This is a genomic window from Halorussus amylolyticus (assembly GCF_004143485.2).
GTDB lineage: Archaea > Halobacteriota > Halobacteria > Halobacteriales > Haladaptataceae > Halorussus > Halorussus amylolyticus.
In genome coordinates this window covers 51,040-71,261 of sequence record NZ_ML974133.1, presented here as the reverse complement: position 1 = coordinate 71,261, position 20,222 = coordinate 51,040, and the positions used below count along the sequence as shown (strand labels likewise).

15 protein-coding genes are annotated in these 20,222 nt (G+C 64.1%); 4 read left to right on the top strand and 11 right to left on the bottom strand.

Features of this window, described 5'->3' with window-relative positions; genetic code table 11:
* Positions 1 to 3: 3 nt before the first annotated feature.
* The 7 genes from EKH81_RS09415 to EKH81_RS09385 all read right to left on the bottom strand — a co-directional run bounded on the left by EKH81_RS09415 (position 4) and on the right by EKH81_RS09385 (position 5,473).
* Positions 4 to 219, bottom strand: coding sequence for a YgaP family membrane protein (locus EKH81_RS09415; RefSeq protein ID WP_132058294.1), 216 nt, complete (start codon positions 217 to 219; stop codon positions 4 to 6).
* A 53-nt stretch (positions 220 to 272) separates the two neighbouring features.
* Complete coding sequence (locus EKH81_RS09410) at positions 273 to 698, bottom strand: GIY-YIG nuclease family protein (RefSeq protein WP_132058293.1); 426 nt, start codon at positions 696 to 698, stop codon at positions 273 to 275.
* A gap of 2 nt (positions 699 to 700) precedes the next feature.
* On the bottom strand, positions 701 to 1,120 hold the full coding sequence (locus tag EKH81_RS09405; protein WP_132058292.1) for a DUF4149 domain-containing protein: 420 nt from the start codon (positions 1,118 to 1,120) through the stop codon (positions 701 to 703).
* A 410-nt stretch (positions 1,121 to 1,530) separates the two neighbouring features.
* On the bottom strand, positions 1,531 to 2,007 hold the full coding sequence (locus EKH81_RS09400) for a YbaK/EbsC family protein (protein ID WP_132058291.1): 477 nt from the start codon (positions 2,005 to 2,007) through the stop codon (positions 1,531 to 1,533).
* A gap of 48 nt (positions 2,008 to 2,055) precedes the next feature.
* A complete protein-coding gene (locus EKH81_RS09395; RefSeq protein WP_132058290.1) occupies positions 2,056 to 2,361 on the bottom strand; it encodes a MazG nucleotide pyrophosphohydrolase domain-containing protein in 306 nt (101 codons plus the stop codon).
* Positions 2,362 to 2,403: 42 nt separating this feature from the next.
* Complete coding sequence (locus EKH81_RS09390; RefSeq protein WP_132058289.1) at positions 2,404 to 4,368, bottom strand: HEAT repeat domain-containing protein; 1,965 nt, start codon at positions 4,366 to 4,368, stop codon at positions 2,404 to 2,406.
* Between the two features lie 112 nt (positions 4,369 to 4,480).
* Entirely contained in the window at positions 4,481 to 5,473 is a 993-nt protein-coding gene (locus EKH81_RS09385; protein WP_132058288.1) for a carbohydrate kinase family protein, read from the bottom strand.
* Between the two features lie 817 nt (positions 5,474 to 6,290).
* On the opposite strand from EKH81_RS09385, the gene EKH81_RS09380 reads away from it, so the two are divergent.
* Together EKH81_RS09380 and EKH81_RS09375 are read left to right on the top strand one after the other, a co-directional pair.
* Positions 6,291 to 8,624: a COG1361 S-layer family protein gene (locus EKH81_RS09380; protein WP_132058287.1), complete on the top strand. Its 2,334-nt coding sequence runs from the start codon at positions 6,291 to 6,293 to the stop codon at positions 8,622 to 8,624.
* A 669-nt stretch (positions 8,625 to 9,293) separates the two neighbouring features.
* Positions 9,294 to 12,242, top strand: a complete 2,949-nt coding sequence (locus EKH81_RS09375; protein ID WP_132058286.1) for a hypothetical protein — start codon at positions 9,294 to 9,296, stop codon at positions 12,240 to 12,242.
* Between the two features lie 182 nt (positions 12,243 to 12,424).
* On the opposite strand, the gene EKH81_RS09370 is transcribed toward EKH81_RS09375, so the two are convergent.
* Together EKH81_RS09370 and EKH81_RS09365 are read right to left on the bottom strand one after the other, a co-directional pair.
* The gene (locus EKH81_RS09370) at positions 12,425 to 14,992 is read right to left on the bottom strand and encodes an efflux RND transporter permease subunit (RefSeq protein WP_238392155.1); all 2,568 of its coding nucleotides are present in this window, start codon (positions 14,990 to 14,992) and stop codon (positions 12,425 to 12,427) included.
* Positions 14,993 to 15,114: 122 nt separating this feature from the next.
* Positions 15,115 to 15,954, bottom strand: a complete 840-nt coding sequence (locus tag EKH81_RS09365; RefSeq protein ID WP_132058285.1) for a DUF7282 domain-containing protein — start codon at positions 15,952 to 15,954, stop codon at positions 15,115 to 15,117.
* Positions 15,955 to 16,714: 760 nt separating this feature from the next.
* Here EKH81_RS09365 and EKH81_RS09360 point away from each other — a divergent pair.
* Together EKH81_RS09360 and EKH81_RS09355 are read left to right on the top strand one after the other, a co-directional pair.
* The gene (locus tag EKH81_RS09360; protein WP_132058284.1) at positions 16,715 to 17,095 is read left to right on the top strand and encodes a calcium-binding protein; all 381 of its coding nucleotides are present in this window, start codon (positions 16,715 to 16,717) and stop codon (positions 17,093 to 17,095) included.
* A 3-nt stretch (positions 17,096 to 17,098) separates the two neighbouring features.
* Positions 17,099 to 17,692 (top strand): hypothetical protein, encoded by a 594-nt coding sequence (locus EKH81_RS09355; RefSeq protein WP_132058283.1) that lies wholly within the window; start codon positions 17,099 to 17,101, stop codon positions 17,690 to 17,692.
* Positions 17,693 to 17,851: 159 nt separating this feature from the next.
* Here the strand turns inward: EKH81_RS09355 and EKH81_RS09350 are convergent, their stop codons facing one another.
* Both EKH81_RS09350 and EKH81_RS09345 read right to left on the bottom strand, forming a co-directional pair.
* Positions 17,852 to 18,433 carry a hypothetical protein gene (locus EKH81_RS09350; protein WP_132058282.1) on the bottom strand — a complete coding sequence of 194 codons (582 nt, stop codon included), beginning with the start codon at positions 18,431 to 18,433 and terminating at the stop codon, positions 17,852 to 17,854.
* 247 nt (positions 18,434 to 18,680) lie between these two features.
* On the bottom strand, positions 18,681 to 19,895 hold the full coding sequence (locus EKH81_RS09345) for a Cdc6/Cdc18 family protein (RefSeq protein WP_132058281.1): 1,215 nt from the start codon (positions 19,893 to 19,895) through the stop codon (positions 18,681 to 18,683).
* Positions 19,896 to 20,222: the final 327 nt, after the last annotated feature.

Genomic DNA, 20,222 nt, shown 5'->3' with positions numbered 1-20,222 from the left:
TTCTTATTTTCTCGAGCAGGTGTCGATACCCAACAGCGCGTTCACGCCGCAGAACTGCGTGGCGGCGTTGAACAGCAGACCAGCGCCCGCGACCGCCGCGAGGAGGCCGATTGACCGTCGGCCCGAGACGAACGCGCCGACCGCGACCGCGAGGAGCGCTGCGCCACCGACTCCGCGAGCGATTCTGTCGAGACCGCCGACGTTCCGCTGGAGGTTCATATTCGTGTCTGCGTACCGAGCGCAGTTAATGGTTCACTCCACTGTTTATTGGTTCACTCGCGAGCGCCCGAACGGGCGCTCGCGTGCGCGTCGCGGACCGCCGATTCCAAACGTTCGCGGTCGGGTGCGTACCGGAGGTGGGAATCACAGTCGCAGTCGGAGGCCCCGATTCCGGCCACTGCTTCGGTGTCGATGGCTCGACTCACGGCGCACTCTACGTCCGCGTCTGTGGACTTCACGACCGCCGAAATTTCGGTTTCGGGGTGGCCGAGCAGGTAATCGACGTGCCAGTGGCGGGCCCCGCGCTCGCCTCGGGCGAGTTCGCGGTGGCGCTCGACGCGCGCGAATCCGCCCGGCCCGAACGCGCTCCCGGTGTAGGCGTACCACCCCGCCGAGAGGTCGCGTTCGCCTCTCGCGCCGAACTCGACCGTTTCGGGAGTCGGGAGTTCCACGAGCAGGGTGTAGGTGCCTTCGGCCATGTTCAGAGATGCGAGAGGACGAGTCCGGCGGCGACGGCGAGCATCGTCCCCGCATTGAGCGCGACCGACTGCTTGTGGTACCGAGCGAAGGCGTCGTCGCCCGCCCGCTCCATCTTCGGGACGAGAATCCGGTGGGCGTAGGCGGTGCACGCGAGACCGACGAGGACCACCGCCGGGAGCAGGACACCCCCGCGCAGGCCGCCGGGGTCCGCGACCACGGCGGCACCGAACGCCACGAAGCCGAGACCTTCCCCGAGCGCGTAGTACTTCGGGAAGATGGCGTTGACGACCCGCCCGGCATCGTCGCCGAGCACGTCGAACGTCGTCGGCGCACCCACGAACGAGAAGAAGACGATGCTCCCGAGCCAGATGCCGAGCGCCGCGTCGATGATGACCGCGAGGGCGGTTTGAAGCAGGCTCATGGCCGGGGGTTCGGATTCGGGCGAAATCAAGTGTTCGGATGCGAGGAGTGGTCTCGGGGAACGTCGGTGTAGAGGGGTCGGTCGAGATTGCGTGGAGTCAGCCGAGAAGAAGCACTCCGTCGAAATCGCGTGGAGTCAGCCGGGAAGAAGGAGTCCGTCGAACTCGTAGAGGAATCAACCGAGAAGCGAGCGACTCCCGGTACCTATGAAGACCGCACCGCAATCGCACCGCGCCCCGTTCCTCCCCGCGTGCGTCTGCGCGCTCACCGAGCGCGCAGACGCGGCGCATCCCGTGGTCGGTGAAGGATGGCGTCTCGGGTGGTCGGTGAAGATTCACGTCTCGGCGGTTGGTGAAGATTCACGTCTCGGGTGGTCTGTGAAGATTCGCCTCCCCGATAGAAAACCGAAGTTCACTCAGCCACGTCGGCGACTTCGCCGCCCGAAAGCTCGACCAGCGTCTCGGGGTCGAGCGGGAAGACGGCCTCCGGGGTCCCCGCGGCGGCCCACACCGTCTCGAACTCGGTCAGCGTCTCGTCCACGTAGACCGGCACCTCGGCGTCGTGGCAGAACGGCGGCACGCCGCCGATGGACCACCCCAAGACCGACTTGATTTCGGCGGCGTCGGCCATGCTCACGTCGGATTCGGCGATTCCTCGGCGGTCGGCGACCTCGGCCTCGCTGACCCGGTTCGCGCCGCTGGTGACGACCACCACGAGCGAGTCGCCGGCGCGCATCGCGATACTGCTCGCGATTTGGGCGACATCGCATCCGATTGCGTCGGCGGCGTCCTTCGCGGTCTTGGTCCCCTCGGGGAACTCGTGGACGTCCACTTCGAAGTCGTACTCGCGACTCGCGCGGTCGGCGAACTCCTTCGCTCTGTCGTGCATGAGGGGGGTTGTGTCGGCACGGTTCAAATAGTTCGGGGAGGCGGACAGTTATTCGCCCGACCCCGCCTCGCCCGTCGCCGCGAGGCGGTCCTCGTACTTCGCGAGCGCGGTATCGAGCGCGTCTCCGGCGTCTACGTCCACCGATTCGGCGAGCGCGAGCAGGGCGAAGACGGCGTCGCCGAGTTCGTCCTCTGAGAGCGAGAGTGCGTCCGGGTCCGACCCGTAGTCGGTCGAGACGTTCGCGTCCTTGGCGAGTTCGCCGAACTCCGAAGCGAGGTCGAGCAGGCGAAACTCGGGCGGTGCGTCGATGTCGTGGGTCTCGACGAACTCGGCGACCCGTCGCTGTGCGTCCATAGTGTCCTCCGATTGACGGCTCTCGGTCGTAAATTTGGGGGTTCAGTCGTCCATCGTCTGTATCGCCTGAAACGCGGCGACTTGGACGCCCTTGTTCGGGTCCTCGTTCGAGAGGGCTTCGAGTCGCCCCGTCACGTGGGTGGCGTCCACCTCGCCGAGGACGCGACACGCCATCGTTCGAATCTTGGGATTCTCGTCGGAGAGCGCGTCCACGCACTCCCGAGTCGCGTCCGCGACCGCGCCCGGACGGGCCTTCGCGAGACGCTGGAGCGTGGCGATGGCTTCCTGCCGAATCTTCACGTCTTCGTCGTCGAGCAGACTCGCCAGCGACGGCACTGCCGTCTCGACCGCTTCGGGGTAGTCGTCGGTCGATTGCCGAAGCCCCGTGACCGCCTCCAGTCGCTCGCTCGGGTCCGAAACGTCGAGGAACTCGGCCAACTGTTCGACTCGGTCGGCCGACGGCGACTCGCGAATCGCGTCGGTCAGCTCCGCGGCGCTGTCCCACGATTCGGTGCTCTCAGAGGCGACCGTCGCACCGCCGGTCGCGGTCGCCCCGGCCGACGACTCGAAATCGGCCCAGAATTCGTCGTCTTCGCTCGCGCCCGAGTCGCCGGTCTCCGCGGTCGCGTTCGCAGCGCTATCGCTCGCGGCGTCTCCCGACGCCGTTTCAGCGCCGGTCTCGGCCGACGACTCGGCGGGGAGCGAGTCGGTGAACTCGATAGCGGCGTCGTGTATCAAGACGCCGATTTCGCCGTGATGACTCCCCCCGGACGCGAACCGCTTGCCTTCGGACGGGCCGCCCTCGACGATGACCCCGACTTCGAACGCCGAGTCGTCGGGTAGGTCGTCCCACTCCGAGCGTTCGTCGGGCGCTAGCCGAACGTCGTCGGCCAGTTTTCGCTCGCCGTCCACCCGACAGCCCACCCGGACCGACTTCGGGTTCGAGGCCGCGTTTTTCACCGCGAGCGTGGTGTCGGCTAGCCACCCCGTCCCGACCGAGTCCGAGCCGAACGAACTGGCTTCGGACGAGTCGGGGGTTTTGGACCCGCCAGCGACGGATTCGGCCGTGTCGGTCGGAGATGTCGTTTCGGCAGTGGTCTCTGGCGCAGAAGTGGTCTCGGGTGCAGAGGTGGTCTCGGGCGCAGAGGTGGTCTCGGGCGCGGCAGCGGCTCTCCCGCGGGTCGTCTCGTCGTCGGCCGTTGCACCGCCGGTCGCTGCGGACGCCGACGCCGGGGCGTCGGCGTCCGCGACGGTCGCTTCGGCCCCGTCAGAATCCGAGGTGGACACCGCACCGCTCACTTTCTTCCGAGCGGAACCGACGCTCTCCTTCGCGGACGACGCGGCGGCTTTCACGTCGTCGGTGTCCTCCATGTCCCGGACGGTGGCTCCGGCGGTCTCGGCTTTCTGCGCCGCCGACTCCGCCTTCTGGGCGGCGGTTTTGACGTCGGAGACTTCGACCTGCGCCTTCGGCCTGACCTTTCGGCGAACCTGAAGGATGGATTTCCCTTGGTCCATCGCGTAGAACGACGCCAGCACCGCGAAGCAGTACAGCACGAACGCGGCGTCCCCGATGATGGGAATCTCGGCCCCCGCGACGCCCGCGAAGAAGGTGAGCGGGAGCACGATACTGATTTTGATGATGACGAGGAGCGTTGCCTTGAAGTTGATAATCGTCCAGATGATTCGTGCAATTCGGCCCAGCGCGGACTGCTGGAGTTTGGCGTCTATCCAGAGGAACACCCCGCCGACGAGACCGCCGACCACGCCAGCGACCGCGATGACGGGACTACCGGGGAGCGTCCCCGCGACCGACCCGACGAGACCGATGAGGACGAACATCAGGCCGCCCGCGAGGAGGAAGTTCGTCCTCGCCTTGACGAGCGATTTCGTCACGGTCGCGGCCAGCGCACCCGCCGCGACCGAGAGCGTGGGATTCACGGCGAACGACGCCGCAACTGCCACCCCGGCACCGCTGAGGGCTGGCTTCGCGTCTTCGACAGAAATCATGTCCCTCAGTAGAGAATGATAAGCCATAAAGATACTTAATACTGATATGACAAATTCGATATAGTGGGGCGGACGACGTTCGGACGGTCCCGGTTGCCGACGACCCGGAGAGTTACCGCGAGTCGCGGAACGCCCGAACCTCCTCGCGGGTCGGGAGCGCAGTCATCGCGCCCGCGGCGGTCGTGGTGACCGCGGCGACCGCGTTCGCGAACTCCAACGCGCCTGCGAGCGGAGACGCGCCTTCGCTCGCGGGCACAGCGTCGTCCGAAGCGAGCGCCGCGAGCGCACCCGCGGTGAAGGCGTCACCCGCGCCCGTGGTGTCGGCCGGGTCCACCTCGTATCCGGAGTGTGAAGTCTCGTCCGGTCCCCACGGCGCGTCGTCGGTCGCGAACGCGAACGCGCCCGACTCGCCGAGCGTCAGCAGGACGGTGTGCGGCCCGCGCTCGCACACGGCCCGCGCGAGCGCCGACGGCGTTTCGGCTTCGATGCCCGCTTCGCGGAGGTCGTCGCGGGTCGCTTTCACCACGTCGGCGCGGCCGAGCATCTCTGCCGCGAGGTCGGCGAACTCGCTCGCGCTCGTCCAGAGTTCGGGCCGGGCGTTGGGGTCGAAGACGACGGTGCAGTCGCGGGCCGCCGCGCGCTCGGCGAGGTCGAGCGTCGCGGTCCGGCCCGGTTCGGCGGCGAGCATCACGCCGCCGACGTACACCCACTCGACCGCATCGAGCGTCTCGTCCGGAATCGCGCCGGGTTCGACCCGGGTGTCGGCGGTCCCGTCGCGGTAGAAGGTGAACTCTCGGTCGGCGTCGTCGTCGTGGCTCACGAACGCGAGCGCGGTCTTGGCGTCGGTGTCGCGCTCCACGAATCGGTCGGGGACGCCGTGGCCCGCGAGCGTCTCGGCCAGATGGTCGCCGAAGGGGTCCGCGCCGACTCGCGTCCAGAACCACGGGGTCGCGTCGAGGCGCGCGAGTCCGACCGCGACGTTCGCGGGCGCGCCGCCCGCCCGCCGGGAGAACGCCTCGACGGACGAGAGCGGCCCCGGGGTCTCGGGCAGAAAGTCTATCAGTGTCTCTCCGGCGACGAGAACGTCTGGGTCGTAGTCCGTCATGGATATGAGACGTTGTTTTTGGGGTCGGTTCGGAGTGCTAAAGGATTTGCTGGATTGTGTGGTATCGATGATTTGTGTGTTCTCGATTGCGGTCAACGTTGATTCTGTGGACTGTACGATTTCGTGAACTGTACGACTCTGCGAACTACACGACTTCGTGAACTGCACAGCTTCGTGAACTGCATCGCTTTGCCAACTGTGCAACTTCGTAAACTGCACTCGCACGTCACCTATGAGACCGCACGGCACCGCAACCGCGAACGCCACGCCCTCCCCAACCGACTGCGTTTCTCGGCCTTCGGCCTGCGATACTCATCCCTCGCGCGGTTCGTCGCACCCACTTCGGGGTGCGACCGCACGCGCCACGAACTACGTCGAGTCACGCGAAACCTCGTCCGTGGGTCACGGCGCGCGCTGGCGCGCCACAAGGGCGCGCCCAAAGCGCGCGAGGGATGACCGAGCGAACGCCGAAGGTGTGAGCGACGGAATCGGCTGGGGAGGGCGTGGCCTGCGGTCGCGGTGCGGTCCTCATTGGTGACGTGCGAGTGCGGTCCTCTCGACCGACTGAGTCACCGACTCGGCGTTGCAGTCCCCCTTGGTGACGTGCGGGTAGTCGAGAGACACACGAATCGTCCGGATACCCGCGAAAGAACGTCGGCAGCCTCTCGAAGCGTACACCCCTAGTAGCCCATGCTTTCTTAGGTTCGCCGCGCGAAGTCCTGTCAGGAATGGGGAACCGGGGACGCGACACGGGACACCGGGAGTTCGACCGCTACCGAGCGACTGAGCAGACCAACGTTCGACCGACGGAGCGACGATGAGGCCCGGAACGCTCCTCGTCGTCGCGCTAGTGGTCGCCGCCGGAGTCACGCCTGTACTCGCCCAAGAAGAGGGAACGGTCGTCGGCCGTCCGAACGTCGAACTCTCGGCGACCGAGAATCGAATCGGCGCGGGCGAGCGAGTCACGCTGGAGGTGTTCGCCTCGAACAACGGCGACATCGACCGCGGCGGTCCCGCCCAGTACGAGGAGCGGGTCACGACCGCCCGGAACGTCAGGCTCGAAATCGACGAGGACCGGATGGACGACACCCTTCGGAGAGGCATCGATGTCCGCTCCGGCGAGGTGCTCGCCGGGAGCGTCCCCGAGGGCGCGTCGGGACCGTTCGCGTTCACGTTCGACGTGTCGGAGTCGCTCGACCCCGGCACGTACCAGATTCCAGTCGAGGTGACGTACGACTACACCAACTTCGTGCGCTACCGGACGAACGCCCAACCGGAGTACGGCGACGGCACCCGGACCCAGACCGCGTTCGTGACCGTCGTGGTCGAGGACCGCCCGGAGTTCGCGGTCACGACCGAAAATCTCACGAGCGTCCCCGCGGGCGACACCGCCACCTACCGATTGAACGTCACCAACACCGGAACGCAGACGGCGACCGACACGCGAGTCGCGCTCTCGGCGGGCAACTCCTCGATTTTCTTCGGCGGAGCAGACACACCCCAAGACCGCACCAGCGTCTTCCTCGGTCGCCTCGAATCCGGCGAGAGTCAGACCTTCGAGGTCACGGTCGGCGCGAGCGAGGACACCGCACCGGGGACCTACCTCGCGGACGCGGTCGTCTCGTATCAGGACCCCAACGGCGTGAGCGGCCGGTCCGACAGCCTCTCGTTCGGGGTCGCGGTCGGGGGTGAGCAGGCGTTCGGCCTGCGGAACGTCGATAGCAATCTCACGGTCGGCGACACCGGCGTCGTCACCGGCCGGGTGGTCAACACCGGGAACGCGAACGTGACCGACGCGGTGGTCGTCCTCGGCGGGGGGAACGACACGCTTCGACCGCGCGAGACCGAGTACGCGGTCGGCGACCTCGGGCCGGGCGAGTCGGCGAACTTCAGTTTCAGGGTGGACACCGCGAACACGACCGACCCCGGCCCGCGACAACTCGATTTCAGCGTGCAGTACCGAAATCGGGAGGGCGACACCCGGACGAGCGACCCGCTCGACGCCCGCATCGCGGTGGCGCGCGAGCAGACGTTCGCGCTCCGAAACGCCACGAGCGACCTCCGCGTCGGCGACAGCGGCACGGTTTCGGGCACGGTCGTCAACACCGGCGAAGTCAACGCCACCGACGCGGTGGTCGTGTTCAGGACCGAAAATCCGAACCTCCAACCGCGCGAGAGCGAGGTCGCACTCGGCGACCTCGGTCCCGGCGAGTCGGCCGACTTCGAGTACACCGTGGACGTGCCGAACGCCTCCGACCCCGGCTTACGGCAGGTGTCGTTCCGAGTTCGCTACCGGAATCAGGACGGCGAGACCCGATTCGGCGACGAACTCGACGCGCAGGTCGCGGTCGGCGACGAGCAGACGTTCGACGTTCGGGAGGTGGGCGGAAGCCTCCGGGTCGGCGAGACCGGCGACCTGCTCGGGTCGGTCGTCAACACGGGCGACCGCCCCGCCTCGAACGCGGTGGTCGTCGTCGAGACCGAGAATCCGAACCTCCAACCGCGCGAGACCGAGTACGCGGTCGGCGACCTCGCGCCCGGCGAGTCGGTCCCCTTCGAGTTCGCGGTGGACGTGAACACGCAGGCCGAACCCGGCCCCCGGCAGGTGTCGTTCCGAGTGCGGTACCGGAACCAAGACGGCGACCTCCGGGTCAGCGAGACGATAGACGCCCGCGTCGAGGTGGCCCCGGACGTAGACGAGTTCGAGGTCGAACCGGTCAACGCCACCCTGAGCGCCGGGTCGTCGGCGGTCGTGGAGTTCCGGGTCACGAACGCCGGAAACGAGACGCTCGAAGACGTGGAGGCCAAACTGTTCGCGAGCGACCCGCTTTCGAGCGACAACGACGAGGCGTTCGTCCCCCGACTCGAACCCGGCGAGTCGGCCACCCTCGTGTTCGGGATGAGCGCGGCGGGCGGCGCGATTCCGAAAGTGTACCCCGTCTCGATGGACTTCAATTACGAGAACGAGCGCGGCGACTCGGTGCTGTCGGACACGTATCGCGTCCCAGTGACCGTGACCGAGGCCGAGCGCGGGGGGTTCGGACTTCCCTCCGACGTCCCCGCGGCCGGACTCGTCGCTCTCGGCGGCGCAGTTGTCGTGTTGGCTCTCGCGTGGTGGAAGCGCGACAGTCTCGCCCGCCTCCTGTCTTGAGGCGCCGGTCGCGTGACTGCAACTGCCTACTGTCGCTCGCTCCGGCGACACCTCGGATTACTCGCGGTAACGACGGACGGAACCCCGCGTCAGGTCGAGAATCGGCGACAATTTTCGGATAACGGCATATAAGTGCGCGAGAACCGGGCCGAACCCGGACCGACCGCGGAGCGTTCACCGAGCAGACAGTTCGGTTAGTTTACCCTAACATCTCCGACGACGTACAGTTTTTTCGCCGACACGTTCCTCGTGCGTATCGGCGGCGAAACACGGCGTAACACGGCCTTCTACCCGATTTCCCGCCGTCAGCATCGTCATCGGGTCGCGAGCGGGGCGAAACGCCGACGTGATTGTCGTTCGATACTACCCTCGGCCTATCTCCGGATAGGCGGTCAGACATTCCCGATTAGTGTTGGTATTCTCCATTGCTGGATGTTCAGCCCCTGATAGCCGCCGGGTATTAGGTCATACCTAAGTTCGGGGGGCAAAAACAGTCGTCGCTCTTTATACGTGAATCGGTGTTCGACTGTTTCGAGGTGAAACTCGGAAAGCAGCAGGGTACGGTGACGACGAGGTGACGGCGTGCGACGCCGCGTTGGGGGGTACAGGCAGTCGAACAGCGATAGGGGGTGTCGAACGCTCCGTATCCACGAACACACGACACACAGAATGACACAAATTTCAAGAGAGAAAACAATCGCACTCGTCTTCTCCGCACTGATGGTGCTCTCGGCCGCGGCGGCCGGAGTCGCACTTGGCGCTGACGTACAGCGCGGCGGCGAAGACCCAACGTTCAATCCCGGCGTCGGCGGACCGAATCAGGTCGTCGTCTCGGAGCAGAAGCCGGTCGTCTATCAAGGTGAAGACGACCTCGAACTCGTAACCGACGACGGCGAGCCAGTGGACGCCTCGAACCTAATCGGCGTCTCGGGTAACGCGGAAGGCGTGCCGCTCGAAACGCCCATCCCGCAGGACCAAGAGCTGGGCCAGTACGCCATCGACGGCCGGGCCCAGAACATCGGCGTGACGGTCCAGCGACCCCGCGTGACCGACCTCGAAATCTTCAACGAGCGCGGCATCGACGTGGAAGGCTCGTCGGTTCAGGAAGACGAGACGCTCCTCATCCGCTCGGAGTGGAACTTCCAGAACGCCGAGGACCTCTCGCTGGAGATTACCGACGAGAACGGGAACGACATCACCGGCGACGTGCTGACCGATGTCGAATCGCTCACGGACGCCCAGCGCGAGGAAGTCACGGGCGCGTACGCCGAGAACCCCGAGCGAATCGCGAACCCCGGCCAGCGCGGTACCGGGACCGGCGTCGAGTACCTGCAGGGCGTCGGGCAGTTCAACGAGAGCGAGCTACAGGACACCAGCGTCGATTCGGCCTACTGGGCCATCGACCTGAGCGACCAAGACGCGGGCGACTACACCATCACGGTGGACGGCTGGGACAACCTCGACTTCGACTCGGCCACTCGCTCGTCGGCCATCTCGCTGACCACCGACCAGGACATCTCGCTCGACATCGACAGTGACGAAGCGACGCGCGGCCAGAACGTCCAGTACACCGTCCGCGGTTCGACCGCTGGCGCGACCCACTTCGTCACCATCGAAGACACCGACTTCCGGAATAATCAGGTGGACGAGCGCGTCTTCCGCGATGTCGACGACGTTGTTGAGCGCGGAACCGTCGATACGAACGACGACGGAAGCGCGGACTTCGCGTACGCCGAACTCGAAATCAACGAGGACACCGGACTCGGCGTCGGCCAGATAGACACGACGTACCTCGACGACACGAACGTTGACATCAACGTCTACGAGGAGGACAGACCCCTCGAAGAAATCGCCGACGACGTCGGCGACACCGAGGACGACCGGACGCTCGACGTGCGCCAGGGAACGCTCTCGATAGAGAACCCCGCAGGCACGTACATCGCCGGACAGGAAGAGGACGTGTCCGGAACCGCCGCGCCCGGCGTGGACGACGTCGCCATCTACGTCCGCGACCAGGGCGACTGGGAGCTCGTGGACGTCAACGAGGACGGCGAGTTCGACGAGGGCGACCTCATCAGCGTGGACTCCGACGGCGAGTGGGAGGAGCGCGACGTGACGCTCTCGCAGGCGAACGACATCATGAGCATCCCCGGCCGCTACCGCTTCGGCGTGGTCGAGGCCGAGGACGTGCGAGCAGAAAACGAGACGGTTCGCGAAACGCTGACGACGTCGGAGTTCAGCAGCGCGACGAGCGAGCAGAGCTCGATAATCGTCTCCGAACCCACGCTCGGTGAGGCGGGCGAGAACAGTTCGCTCGCCGCCTCGTTCGGCGTCGGCGAACCCGTGGCAATGCAGGACCAGAACACCACTCAGGACAACGAGACGACTCAACAGTCCACGTGGGTCTTCAGAACCTACAATCAGCAGGTCGCAGTCGAAGACGGCACCGTCGAAGTGTCGGGCGTCGCGCCCGGTCTCGACGAAGTGCTGGTCGTGATGGTCGACACGCGCGGTCGCACCGTCACCGAGACAGTCAGCGTGGACGACAACGACATCTTCGAAGAGGACGACATCGAACTCATCACCCAAGAGGGCCGACAGCTCAACGAGGGCGAGATAGAGGCGATGGTCATCGGACTCGGTCGGGACACCGTCGTCGGTGACGGCGTCGTGCCCGGTCAGGACGGTGCGGAAATCGCGGACCTCGAAAACTGGGTCCAGAGCTTCGGACTCGGTCTCACTCAGCAGCAAGTGACCGAGCGCATCATCGACGAGACGACCGGTGAGGCCGGAAGCGACGACCTCGTGCTTCGCCAGGCGTTCCGGTACGCCGACGCTTCGACCTCGGTCGAAGCCATCGTGCCCGAGGGCGAGGTCGACCAGCAGGCTGGCGACGCGTTCCAACAGCAGATAAGCCCCATCGAAGCGGATGACTCGATGGTCGTGCAGGGCGTGACGAACCGCAAGCCCGACGACAACACCATCACGGTCGAGGTCATCGACGGCCCGAGCGCCGAGGAGTTCGACTCGGCCGCGACCGACGAGTGGAGTCGGACTGGCCAGTGGTCGGTGAACCTCAGCACGGAGAACGTCCAGCCCGGAACCTACACGCTCGAAGTGGACGACGGTGACAACACCGACATCGTCCAGTTCGAAGTCGTGGAGGCGGGCGAGGACGTCGAGGAGACCACCGAAGTCACCGACGGTAACGAGACGGACACCAACGAGACCGAAGTGGGAAATGAGACCACCGCGGTGGAGAACGAAACCGCCGCGGACGACAACGAGACCGACGCACAGGCCGACCTCGAAAACGAGGTCGAAATCCGGAGCGACGACGACGAGGTGAACTACAGCTTCACGTTCAGCGAGGACGTGACGCTGGTCGAGAACACCGCCGAGGAGAACGACACCGTGACCGACACCACGGTCGAGGGCCAGCTCTCGCCGGGCGAACTGGACGCGTTCCAGTTCTCGGGCGAACTGACTGACTACTCGGTTGACGGCAACGCGACGCTCGTCCTCGACGGCGAGGAACTTTCGCCCGAGGAGTTCGCGAACGAGACCGCCGGAAACGAGTCGTTCGTCGCACCGTCGGCGCTCGAAGCAGCAGCGTAACGCCGACCGTTCGGCTTCATTTTTCCGAGTGTATCGCGTCGTGAGGAGTGCTACCGCCGACTGCGAAGTCGCCGACTGGCGACTCCGCAGTCGGCGAGTCGTCGGTCGGCGGTCTTTCAGTCGTGGGTCGGGACTTTCTCCGTCGTCGGTCAACGGCCTTTCAGTCGTGGGTCGGGTGCCTCTCAATCGTCGGTTGGTGATTCGTCTCCCGATACGTCGGCGGGCGCGGGTCGTCGCTCGGCGACGACCCGCGCCCACACGACCAGCACGGAGGGCAGAATCACGACGGACGCGAGGTAGGCGTAGACCACGCTCAGGGCGGTTAGAAGGCCGAATTGGCCGATAGCCGGGAACACCGCGAGGACGAGAACGCCGATGCCGAAGACGGTCGTAAACATGCTTCCCGTAAGCGCGCCGCCTGTGCCCGTGAGCGTCCGGTCGAGCGCCGGGAGCGGACTGCGTTCTCGTTGGTACTCGTCTACGAACCGATGGACGACGTGAACCGAGTAGTCGATGCCGAGACCGATGGTGATGGCGAGGACCGTCGCCGTGAAGGCGTTGAGCGAGATGCCGACCGCGCGCATGGTCGCCGCGAGCGCGGCGACCGTGACCACGATGGGCACGAGATTGGCGACCCCGAGCGACGGCCGCCCGAGGAGGACGCCGTAGACGATGACGAGGAAGACGGCGGTCCCCGCGAGCGCGACCGCGAGGCTCACGATGGCCGACTCGAAGATGAGGTCCGAGATGGCCTGAAAGACGACGATGTTCCCCGTCGCGGTCGCCTCGTACCGGAATCGGTCGGCGACCGTCCGGGCGTCGGCGGTGACTTCGCGCTGGTCGGCGTCGCCCTGCACCGCGTAGACGACCCGCGCGCTCCGGCGGTCCTCGGTGAGGTACTCGCTGGCGAGCGCCGAGTACTCCGAGGCGAAGAGCGCGTCGTAGATTTGGTCTAAGTTGTCGTCGGGAATCCCGTTGCCGTCGCGGTCGTTGCGCGCGACGAGGCGGGCGAACTCGGGGTCGGTCGCGGCGAGCGATTGGATGACGGTGACGACGCTCTGCTCGCGAGCGTGGCGGCCATCCCGGACGAACGTCTCGGGCGGGTCGTCGCCAGCGCGGTAGAGGGATTCGAGCGCGGTGTCGCGCTCCATCGGTGCCTCGACGTACACCACCACCTGCTCGTCCTCGCTCGTCTCGAAGTTGTCTTCGAGGAAATTGATGTCGCGCGTGACGGTGTACTCGCTCGGCGCGAACGGTTCGGGCAGACCGGCGAGGTACGCGGGCGTCTCCTCGGGCGGGAGGAACTCCTCGTCCGAAAACGAGGTGTCGAGTCCGGTGGCGTAGCCCGTCGCGCCAGCGGTCAGGAGCGCGGTCACGAGCAGAAAGGCGACCGGCGCGCGCCGGGCGATTCCGACGCCGCCGTTCAGGACCCTGCCGAGCGACGACCCCTCCGAGCCGAGCGGCGACTGGCTGAAGGTCGGAATCGAGTACCGTTCGCGGGCGCGGTCGAGCAGGACCTTCGCGGACGGGAGAAACACGCCGAAGATGAGCGACGTGAACACGATGCCGACGCTGGCGACCACGCCGAAATCCCGAATCGGAACGAGCTGGCTCGTGAGGTTCGACGCGAACCCGATGACCGACGTGGTGGTCACGATGAAGAACGCGACCAGCAGTTGGTCTGTCGCTCGGCGCATCGCCGCGCCGGGTAGGTCGTCGCTCGACTCCGCGGGGGTCGTCCTGCCTGCAATCAAATCCCGGCGGTCCTCCCGGTAGCGATTCACCGCGTGGATGCCGAAGTCGATGCCGACCGCGAGCAGGAGCGGCGGAACGGCGATGAGAATCTGATTGAACGCGATGCCCGCGAAGCCCATGAAACCGAACGTCCAGACGATTGCCATCACGAGCGCGACGATTCCGAGCAGGAGGTCCGCGAGGTCCCGATAGGCGATGACGAGGAACGCGACGATGAGAATCGCGGCGGCGGGCACCACGATGAGCAGCGTGTCGCCGATGACGTTCTCGAACTCGGCTTCGATGACGCCCGCGCCGAACACCCGGATGTCACCGCCGACCGATGCCGTAACCGACTGCATCTCGCGCTGGATGGCCGTGAGGGGGTTGATTCCCGCCGCCTGTTCTTCCTCGGCGAGTTCGGGAATCTGGTGTTCGACGACGGTGATGCTCGCGGAGGCGGACGCCGATTGGGAGTTGAAATCCTCGCTCAGCAGGCTGGCGAACGAGGGGTTGTCGCTGGCGGCTTCGCGGATTGCGGCCTCGATTTGGGTCGAACTCGCGCGCTCGACTGCCTGAATCTGCTCTTCCGGAGCAGTCGCCTCGGGGTCGAGCGTCGTGGCGACGATGTTCGCGGGACCGGTCGCGCTCTCGATTCGGAGGTCCGGCCTGCGTTCGAGGCGCTCCTGCAGGGTGAGCATCCGAATCAGAGCGGACTTCGAGACGACGTTCTCGCCCGTGTGGATGAGCTGTGTCGAGGTTGTTCCCGGCTCGAACGCGGGTTCGAACTCGCGGTTGACGGCGTCGAGCGCGTCCTGCTCGGGCACGTCCTCGGCGAACTGCTCGGTGCCGGATTCGGTCGAGACTTGCGTGGCTCCCGCGGCGAAAATCGCGGTGAGGAGGAGTCCGGCGACGACGATTCTGCCCGGCCGGTTTACGATTCCGTCGTCGAGTCGGTCGATGACGCGCTGGTAGTCGAGTTGCAGAGTTCCACCCCCGGTCGGATGGGGTACCACGACAAACGGGAAAGCTTCAGTGGTTAGGCGCGGGGCAAGTCAAGGCCGCGTCGGTCTCGAACGCACCAACAGAGAGGAAGCAGCCAGAACGAGACGACAGACGACGACCGGCGCCGCTTGTGTTACTGTTCTTCGTCGCTCTCCACCGTGATTCGGGCGATATCGTTGACCGCTTCGCTCGAATCGGGGTTCGTATACGGCCCATCGACCGTCCGATTCGACGATGCGAAGTCGTACGCCGCGTTGTCGTTCGAATCGCGGTACACCACAGCGACGAGACGCTGTGACTCGTTTACGGGTTCGTCGAGGCGAACGGTCACGTTTTGATGCGTGCCGGAGTCCAAGAAATCAGACTCCCCGAGCATGCTGTCGAGCACCACCCCATCGGTGATAGTCTCGTTGTGGACGAGGACGAAACCGCCTTCGGGTACCGTCACTGACTCCACGGTGACCGTGGTACCGTTTGAGACCTGATTCTCGAACGTGACGCTCGCCACGGAGGCATTTTGCTCCTCTGCTTCTTCGGATGTCGGTGTTTCCTCTAAGGTCGTCTCTTCCGGAGTCGTCGTGTCAGCGCCCGTAGTGAGCGTCAAGTTTGCGGTCGCTCGGGCGTTACCAGCGAACACTCCGTGAGTGTGTGTTCCGGCCGGCAATCCGGCTGTATCGTTCTCTGTGACGTTGAACTGCACCGTTTCTGTGCCGTCCGTGGGAATCAAAACGGACTTGACTTCGACGACGTTTCCGGCGATGCGGTAGGATACTCTCCGCATCCCCATTCTGTCAGCGTCATTGACAACCTCCGCCGTGACAGTGTAGTTCGTTCCTAATCGAACTTCTGAAGGAGCGGACATATTTTGAACCGAGACGTTGGCTTCCTCTTGACCAGCAGTCGAGAGACTCGTCGAATCAGTGGCAACTGCTCCGACACCGACCACGAGGAGAGAAGAGACGCAAACAATCATCAGAATCGCTCCTCGGCGTCTTCGGGTTGTTCGAATCACAATCTCACTTGCTCGAAAAAGCCGTCTCCGCTGCCTTTGCTTTCGCATGGTGCTCGCACAACTTCCATGACGCATTTGCCATTAATATAGCTATAAGACCGTTTAGATAGGCACTGCCTTACTAACTTCCTGTAATTCGTAATACCTCCTGAGAAACAAATTCCGCGACCCGCATCGAAATGACGAGTACGCATCAGGTAGAGAGTGTGTATATTCTTCAGTTGAGGTAGTTCGGTTGCCGAGCGCAGTAGATGTGTAAGAACCGAGTAATTTCGGCAATCGAGCTAAGCGATGAGTAAACGCGCCACAGTCAGTACTGTCGGAAAGTCAACACAGTAGCATGCGGGCAAGAACAGCATCTCGCACAAGATAGTGTAAATATCTTTAAATAGCAGTGTGGCTCCATCTCATATCAGTGGTGGACCTCCGTTAGAGTTGGGCAAATCCATGGTAACTCCCATTACTAAAATACGTACACGAAAAGGACCATTTCTACGCGAAACAGACCAATGCCATCTACTTACCAAAGGAAGCTAATAGGTAACTTACTATACCAGTGGGCAACGGAAAAACAACAACTTTCCACAGCCTAAACTATCATGGTCTTTTATGGAATACTTAGTCGCACATATGGAAGCCCTACGAGGGGTGTGGGATAACCATGGAACCAGGAAACCAAGCGAAACTCGAGAGCGACACCGGCGAGTCTCGGCGTTCGTTCATGAAGAAGGGCGTACTCGCATCGGGGGCGCTCGCACTCGGACTCGGCGCGAGTGGGACGGCCACTGCGCAGCAGGCGTCATCTGCGCTGGTGTTCACGTACGATTTCGCCACCAACCGGCGGTTCGAGCAGACGGCTCAACTCCAGCAGGGGACGACGAACGGAATCCTTCAAGATGTAGTCAGCCAACCGGACGAATGGACCGGGTTCATCGGTCGCTACAGGGAGGACGAAGAGGACCCCGGAGAGTTCTTCATCACCTTCACTCGAGGCGGGCCACTCGGTACGGGGGTGTTCGGCGCCGACGTCACGTTCTTCGCGACTGATGCCAACCTTCTCATGGCGAGTATCCAAGAATATGAAGGGTCAAACGGGGGATAAAATATGATGGATGAAAACGACGACCGAAGAAAAGCCATCGCAACGGGCGCGCTCGCGTCGGGGGCGATAGCGCTCGGTGTCGGAGGTGGGACGGCCACTGCGCAGCAGGCGGATTCTGCGCTGGTGTTCACGTACGATTTCGTCCCTAACCGACGGTTCGTAGAGACGGCCCAACTCCAGCAGGGGACGACGAACGGAATCCTTCAAGATGTAGTCAGCCAACCGGACGAATGGACCGGGTTCATCGGTCGCTATCAGGAGACCGACGAGGACCCCGGGGAGTTCTTCATCACCTTTACCCGAGATGGGTCTCTCGGTACGGGAACGTTCAGCGCCGACGTCACGTTCTTCGCGACCGAAGCCAACCTTCTCACAGCGAGTATCCAAGGAGAGGAGGAGACGACCACACCGGAAGAAGACGAGGAGACGACCGAGATGGACGAGGAGACCACACCGGAAGAAGACGAGGAGACGACCGAGATGGACGAGGAGACCACACCGGAAGAAGATGAGGAAACGACCACACCGGAAGAAGACGAGGAAACGACCGAAGAGGTCGTCGTGGAAACGACTACCACCGAGACGAACGGCGGATAGCCACCTCTGTCATTCCGTTCAACGCCAGCGCGGACCCGTCGAAGGGTGAATTCCGGCGAACCCATAACCGGAGGACAGTTTGGGGACGACCGCCTCGATACGGAAATCGAGGTGGCGGCCGACCGTATTTCTTTAAACGGAAAACGAACAGTGGGGTCGCTACTCGCCGTCGTTGGTCTCGGCGGTCTCCACGGTGACGTCGTGAGTCGTCCTTTCGCTAGTCCTCACGGTTGTCTCCGCATTCGTCGCTTCTGTAGTCGTCGCTTCTGTAGTCGTCTCTTGGACCCCGCCGTCAGTGGTTACCGCCACCGAGAGCAGGCCGACCCGCGCGTCGAAGAACACGACGTCGTCTGTGAACCGATACCACCGGTCCTCCTGAAGCGTTCCCTCGTTTACGAGAGCGAACGTGTACTCGCCTGGTACGTTCGGGGTCTGTTTGACGAGAACGATGTACCCGTTGTAGTCCGTGGGGTCGGAGACCACTGGATTGCCCCCGCTCGTCTGATGCCCGAGAACCGCATTCACCGCCCGCTGTGGAACTCTGTCGATGGGCCGAAACAGAGCGTTCGAGTAGTAGTCGTTCGCGAACACCAAGACCAGTTCGGGGTGGCGTACCGATTCGACGGTCTGGCCCGCGTCAGTTTGGGCCGCGTCGCTCCCATTCCGCTCGGCTTCGTCTGCACGTAGTACAGCTCCCGCGCCGCCGAGGCCGACCGCAGCCCCAACAACAGTTCGTTTCATCGGTCTCGTCGATTGCACTGGGCGCCCGCCCGGTCGGTCGTCGGTGCGATTTGAAGCTTCCGAGGTCGGTGTGTCGGTTTATCGACTCGCGACATGTGTCGCAGTTTGACGAACTACGATTTTGTTATTGGGTCGCAGTATCCGGATAATCGGGGATATCGCTCGGAATAGCGACGGCGGCGGCGGTAATCTCGGATTGTTCCCCATCAACGCCGAGGACGAAAGCCCCGGTCGAGAGAAATGAGTCCTAAATGTAGCCCTTCACGCTCGCGTGAACGCCCATCGACTCGAAGGTCTCCTCCAGCGCGTCCAACACTACCGCGAGGTCCTGCTGGAGGTCGTACTCTCGATACTTCCCGCCCGCCGACCCCTCGTTGATTTCGGTCACGCTCAGGATGCCGAGCATCGCGAGGTCGTCCAGGTGTTCCCGAAGCCACCGGGCCGTGAGGGGGTCGCGCCGGGCGGCATCACAGAGCGACTTGTACCGGGTGTAAATCTCGCGCGACCGGGACGGAGTGTCGCGCTCGGCTTCGAGGGTGGCGAGCGCGTAGACCACGATGCGCTCGTGGTCGTTGAGGTCGGCGATGCCGCGGGCGACCTGTTCGCGTTCGAGGAGCGCGCGGCCCCGTCGGACGTGCTGTTCGGCGACTCGCTTCTCGTTCTCCTCGCGGGCGAGGTCCCCGGCCTTGAGCAGGAGGTCGAGGGCTTTTCGGGCGTCACCCGATTCTTGGGCACCGAACGCCGCACAGAGCGGCACCACGTCGTCGGTCAGGACGCCCTCCTTGAACGCGACCTTCCGGCGCTGGTCGAGGACCGCCCGGAGTTCGTTGGCGTCGTAGGTCGAAAACGAGATGGCGCGCTCGCACAAGGAAGAGCGGACTTTCGGCGAGAGCGAGTCCCGGAAGGTGAGGTCGTTCGAGATGCCGATGAGACCGATGCGGGCCTCGGTGAGGTTCTCGTTCTCGCGGGCGCGCGAGAGTTGATAGAGGATGGAGTCGTCCTTGAGGTGGTCTATTTCGTCGAGCACCACGAGAACGATGCCGCCGTAGGAGTCGAGTTCCTCCCACATGAGGTCGTACACCTGCGACCGGGAGTAGCCCGTCTCGCTGATGTGATTCGACGGCGAACGCATCGCGTTGACGAGGTGGCTCGCGACCCGGTACGAGGAGTTCAGGCCGTCGCAGTTGATGATTTCGGTGTGTACGTCGAGGTCCTCGTAGTCGTCGGCGTTGGCCCGGAGCTTGGCGAGCAGAAAGCGCGTGGCCGCGGTCTTGCCGACGCCCGCCTTGCCGTAGAGGAAGATGTTGTCGGGCTGTTCGCCGTAAATGGCGGGCTGGAGCGCGCCGTGGTACTCGTCGAGTTCGTCGTCGCGACCGACGAGCGTGTCCGGCGTGTAGTCGTCTAAGAGCGCCTCGCGGTTAGTGTAAGGAGAGTATTCGCGGACGAAATCGAACGAACCCATTACTCGCGGGGATTCGCGGGTCGGCCTTGAAGGTGTCGAAACCACCCGTTCCTCTGATTCCGCTGATTCATGTGTGTGGTTTATTTAAAAGAGACCCCCACCCCTTCGTTCCGCTGTCTTTCGCGTGAGAAGGGGTGGGGTGGGGGGTAGGGTGGAGAAGTCTCTCTAGAAATAGGAATCTTCTTGTGGTCGTTACAGAAACCATATCCGCAAACTAGTCGGAATAGTCTTTTTCGACTACTTTTTGATGAATACAACTCTCCGATGCGAACGTAGCGACAACCACCCACACCTCTCGAACGAAATTCAGCGGAACGGAGGGGTGGG

Excerpts from the sequence above, each read along its gene's own strand:
- EKH81_RS09415 (WP_132058294.1), bottom strand. The coding sequence starts at position 219 with ATGAACCTCCAGCGGAACGTCGGCGGTCTCGACAGAATCGCTCGCGGA.
- EKH81_RS09410 (WP_132058293.1), bottom strand. The coding sequence starts at position 698 with ATGGCCGAAGGCACCTACACCCTGCTCGTGGAACTCCCGACTCCCGAA.
- EKH81_RS09405 (WP_132058292.1), bottom strand. The coding sequence starts at position 1,120 with ATGAGCCTGCTTCAAACCGCCCTCGCGGTCATCATCGACGCGGCGCTC.
- EKH81_RS09400 (WP_132058291.1), bottom strand. The coding sequence starts at position 2,007 with ATGCACGACAGAGCGAAGGAGTTCGCCGACCGCGCGAGTCGCGAGTAC.
- EKH81_RS09395 (WP_132058290.1), bottom strand. The coding sequence starts at position 2,361 with ATGGACGCACAGCGACGGGTCGCCGAGTTCGTCGAGACCCACGACATC.
- EKH81_RS09390 (WP_132058289.1), bottom strand. The coding sequence starts at position 4,368 with ATGATTTCTGTCGAAGACGCGAAGCCAGCCCTCAGCGGTGCCGGGGTG.
- EKH81_RS09385 (WP_132058288.1), bottom strand. The coding sequence starts at position 5,473 with ATGACGGACTACGACCCAGACGTTCTCGTCGCCGGAGAGACACTGATA.
- EKH81_RS09380 (WP_132058287.1), top strand. The coding sequence starts at position 6,291 with ATGAGGCCCGGAACGCTCCTCGTCGTCGCGCTAGTGGTCGCCGCCGGA.
- EKH81_RS09375 (WP_132058286.1), top strand. The coding sequence starts at position 9,294 with ATGACACAAATTTCAAGAGAGAAAACAATCGCACTCGTCTTCTCCGCA.
- EKH81_RS09365 (WP_132058285.1), bottom strand. The coding sequence starts at position 15,954 with ATGATTGTTTGCGTCTCTTCTCTCCTCGTGGTCGGTGTCGGAGCAGTT.
- EKH81_RS09360 (WP_132058284.1), top strand. The coding sequence starts at position 16,715 with ATGAAGAAGGGCGTACTCGCATCGGGGGCGCTCGCACTCGGACTCGGC.
- EKH81_RS09355 (WP_132058283.1), top strand. The coding sequence starts at position 17,099 with ATGATGGATGAAAACGACGACCGAAGAAAAGCCATCGCAACGGGCGCG.
- EKH81_RS09350 (WP_132058282.1), bottom strand. The coding sequence starts at position 18,433 with ATGAAACGAACTGTTGTTGGGGCTGCGGTCGGCCTCGGCGGCGCGGGA.
- EKH81_RS09345 (WP_132058281.1), bottom strand. The coding sequence starts at position 19,895 with ATGGGTTCGTTCGATTTCGTCCGCGAATACTCTCCTTACACTAACCGC.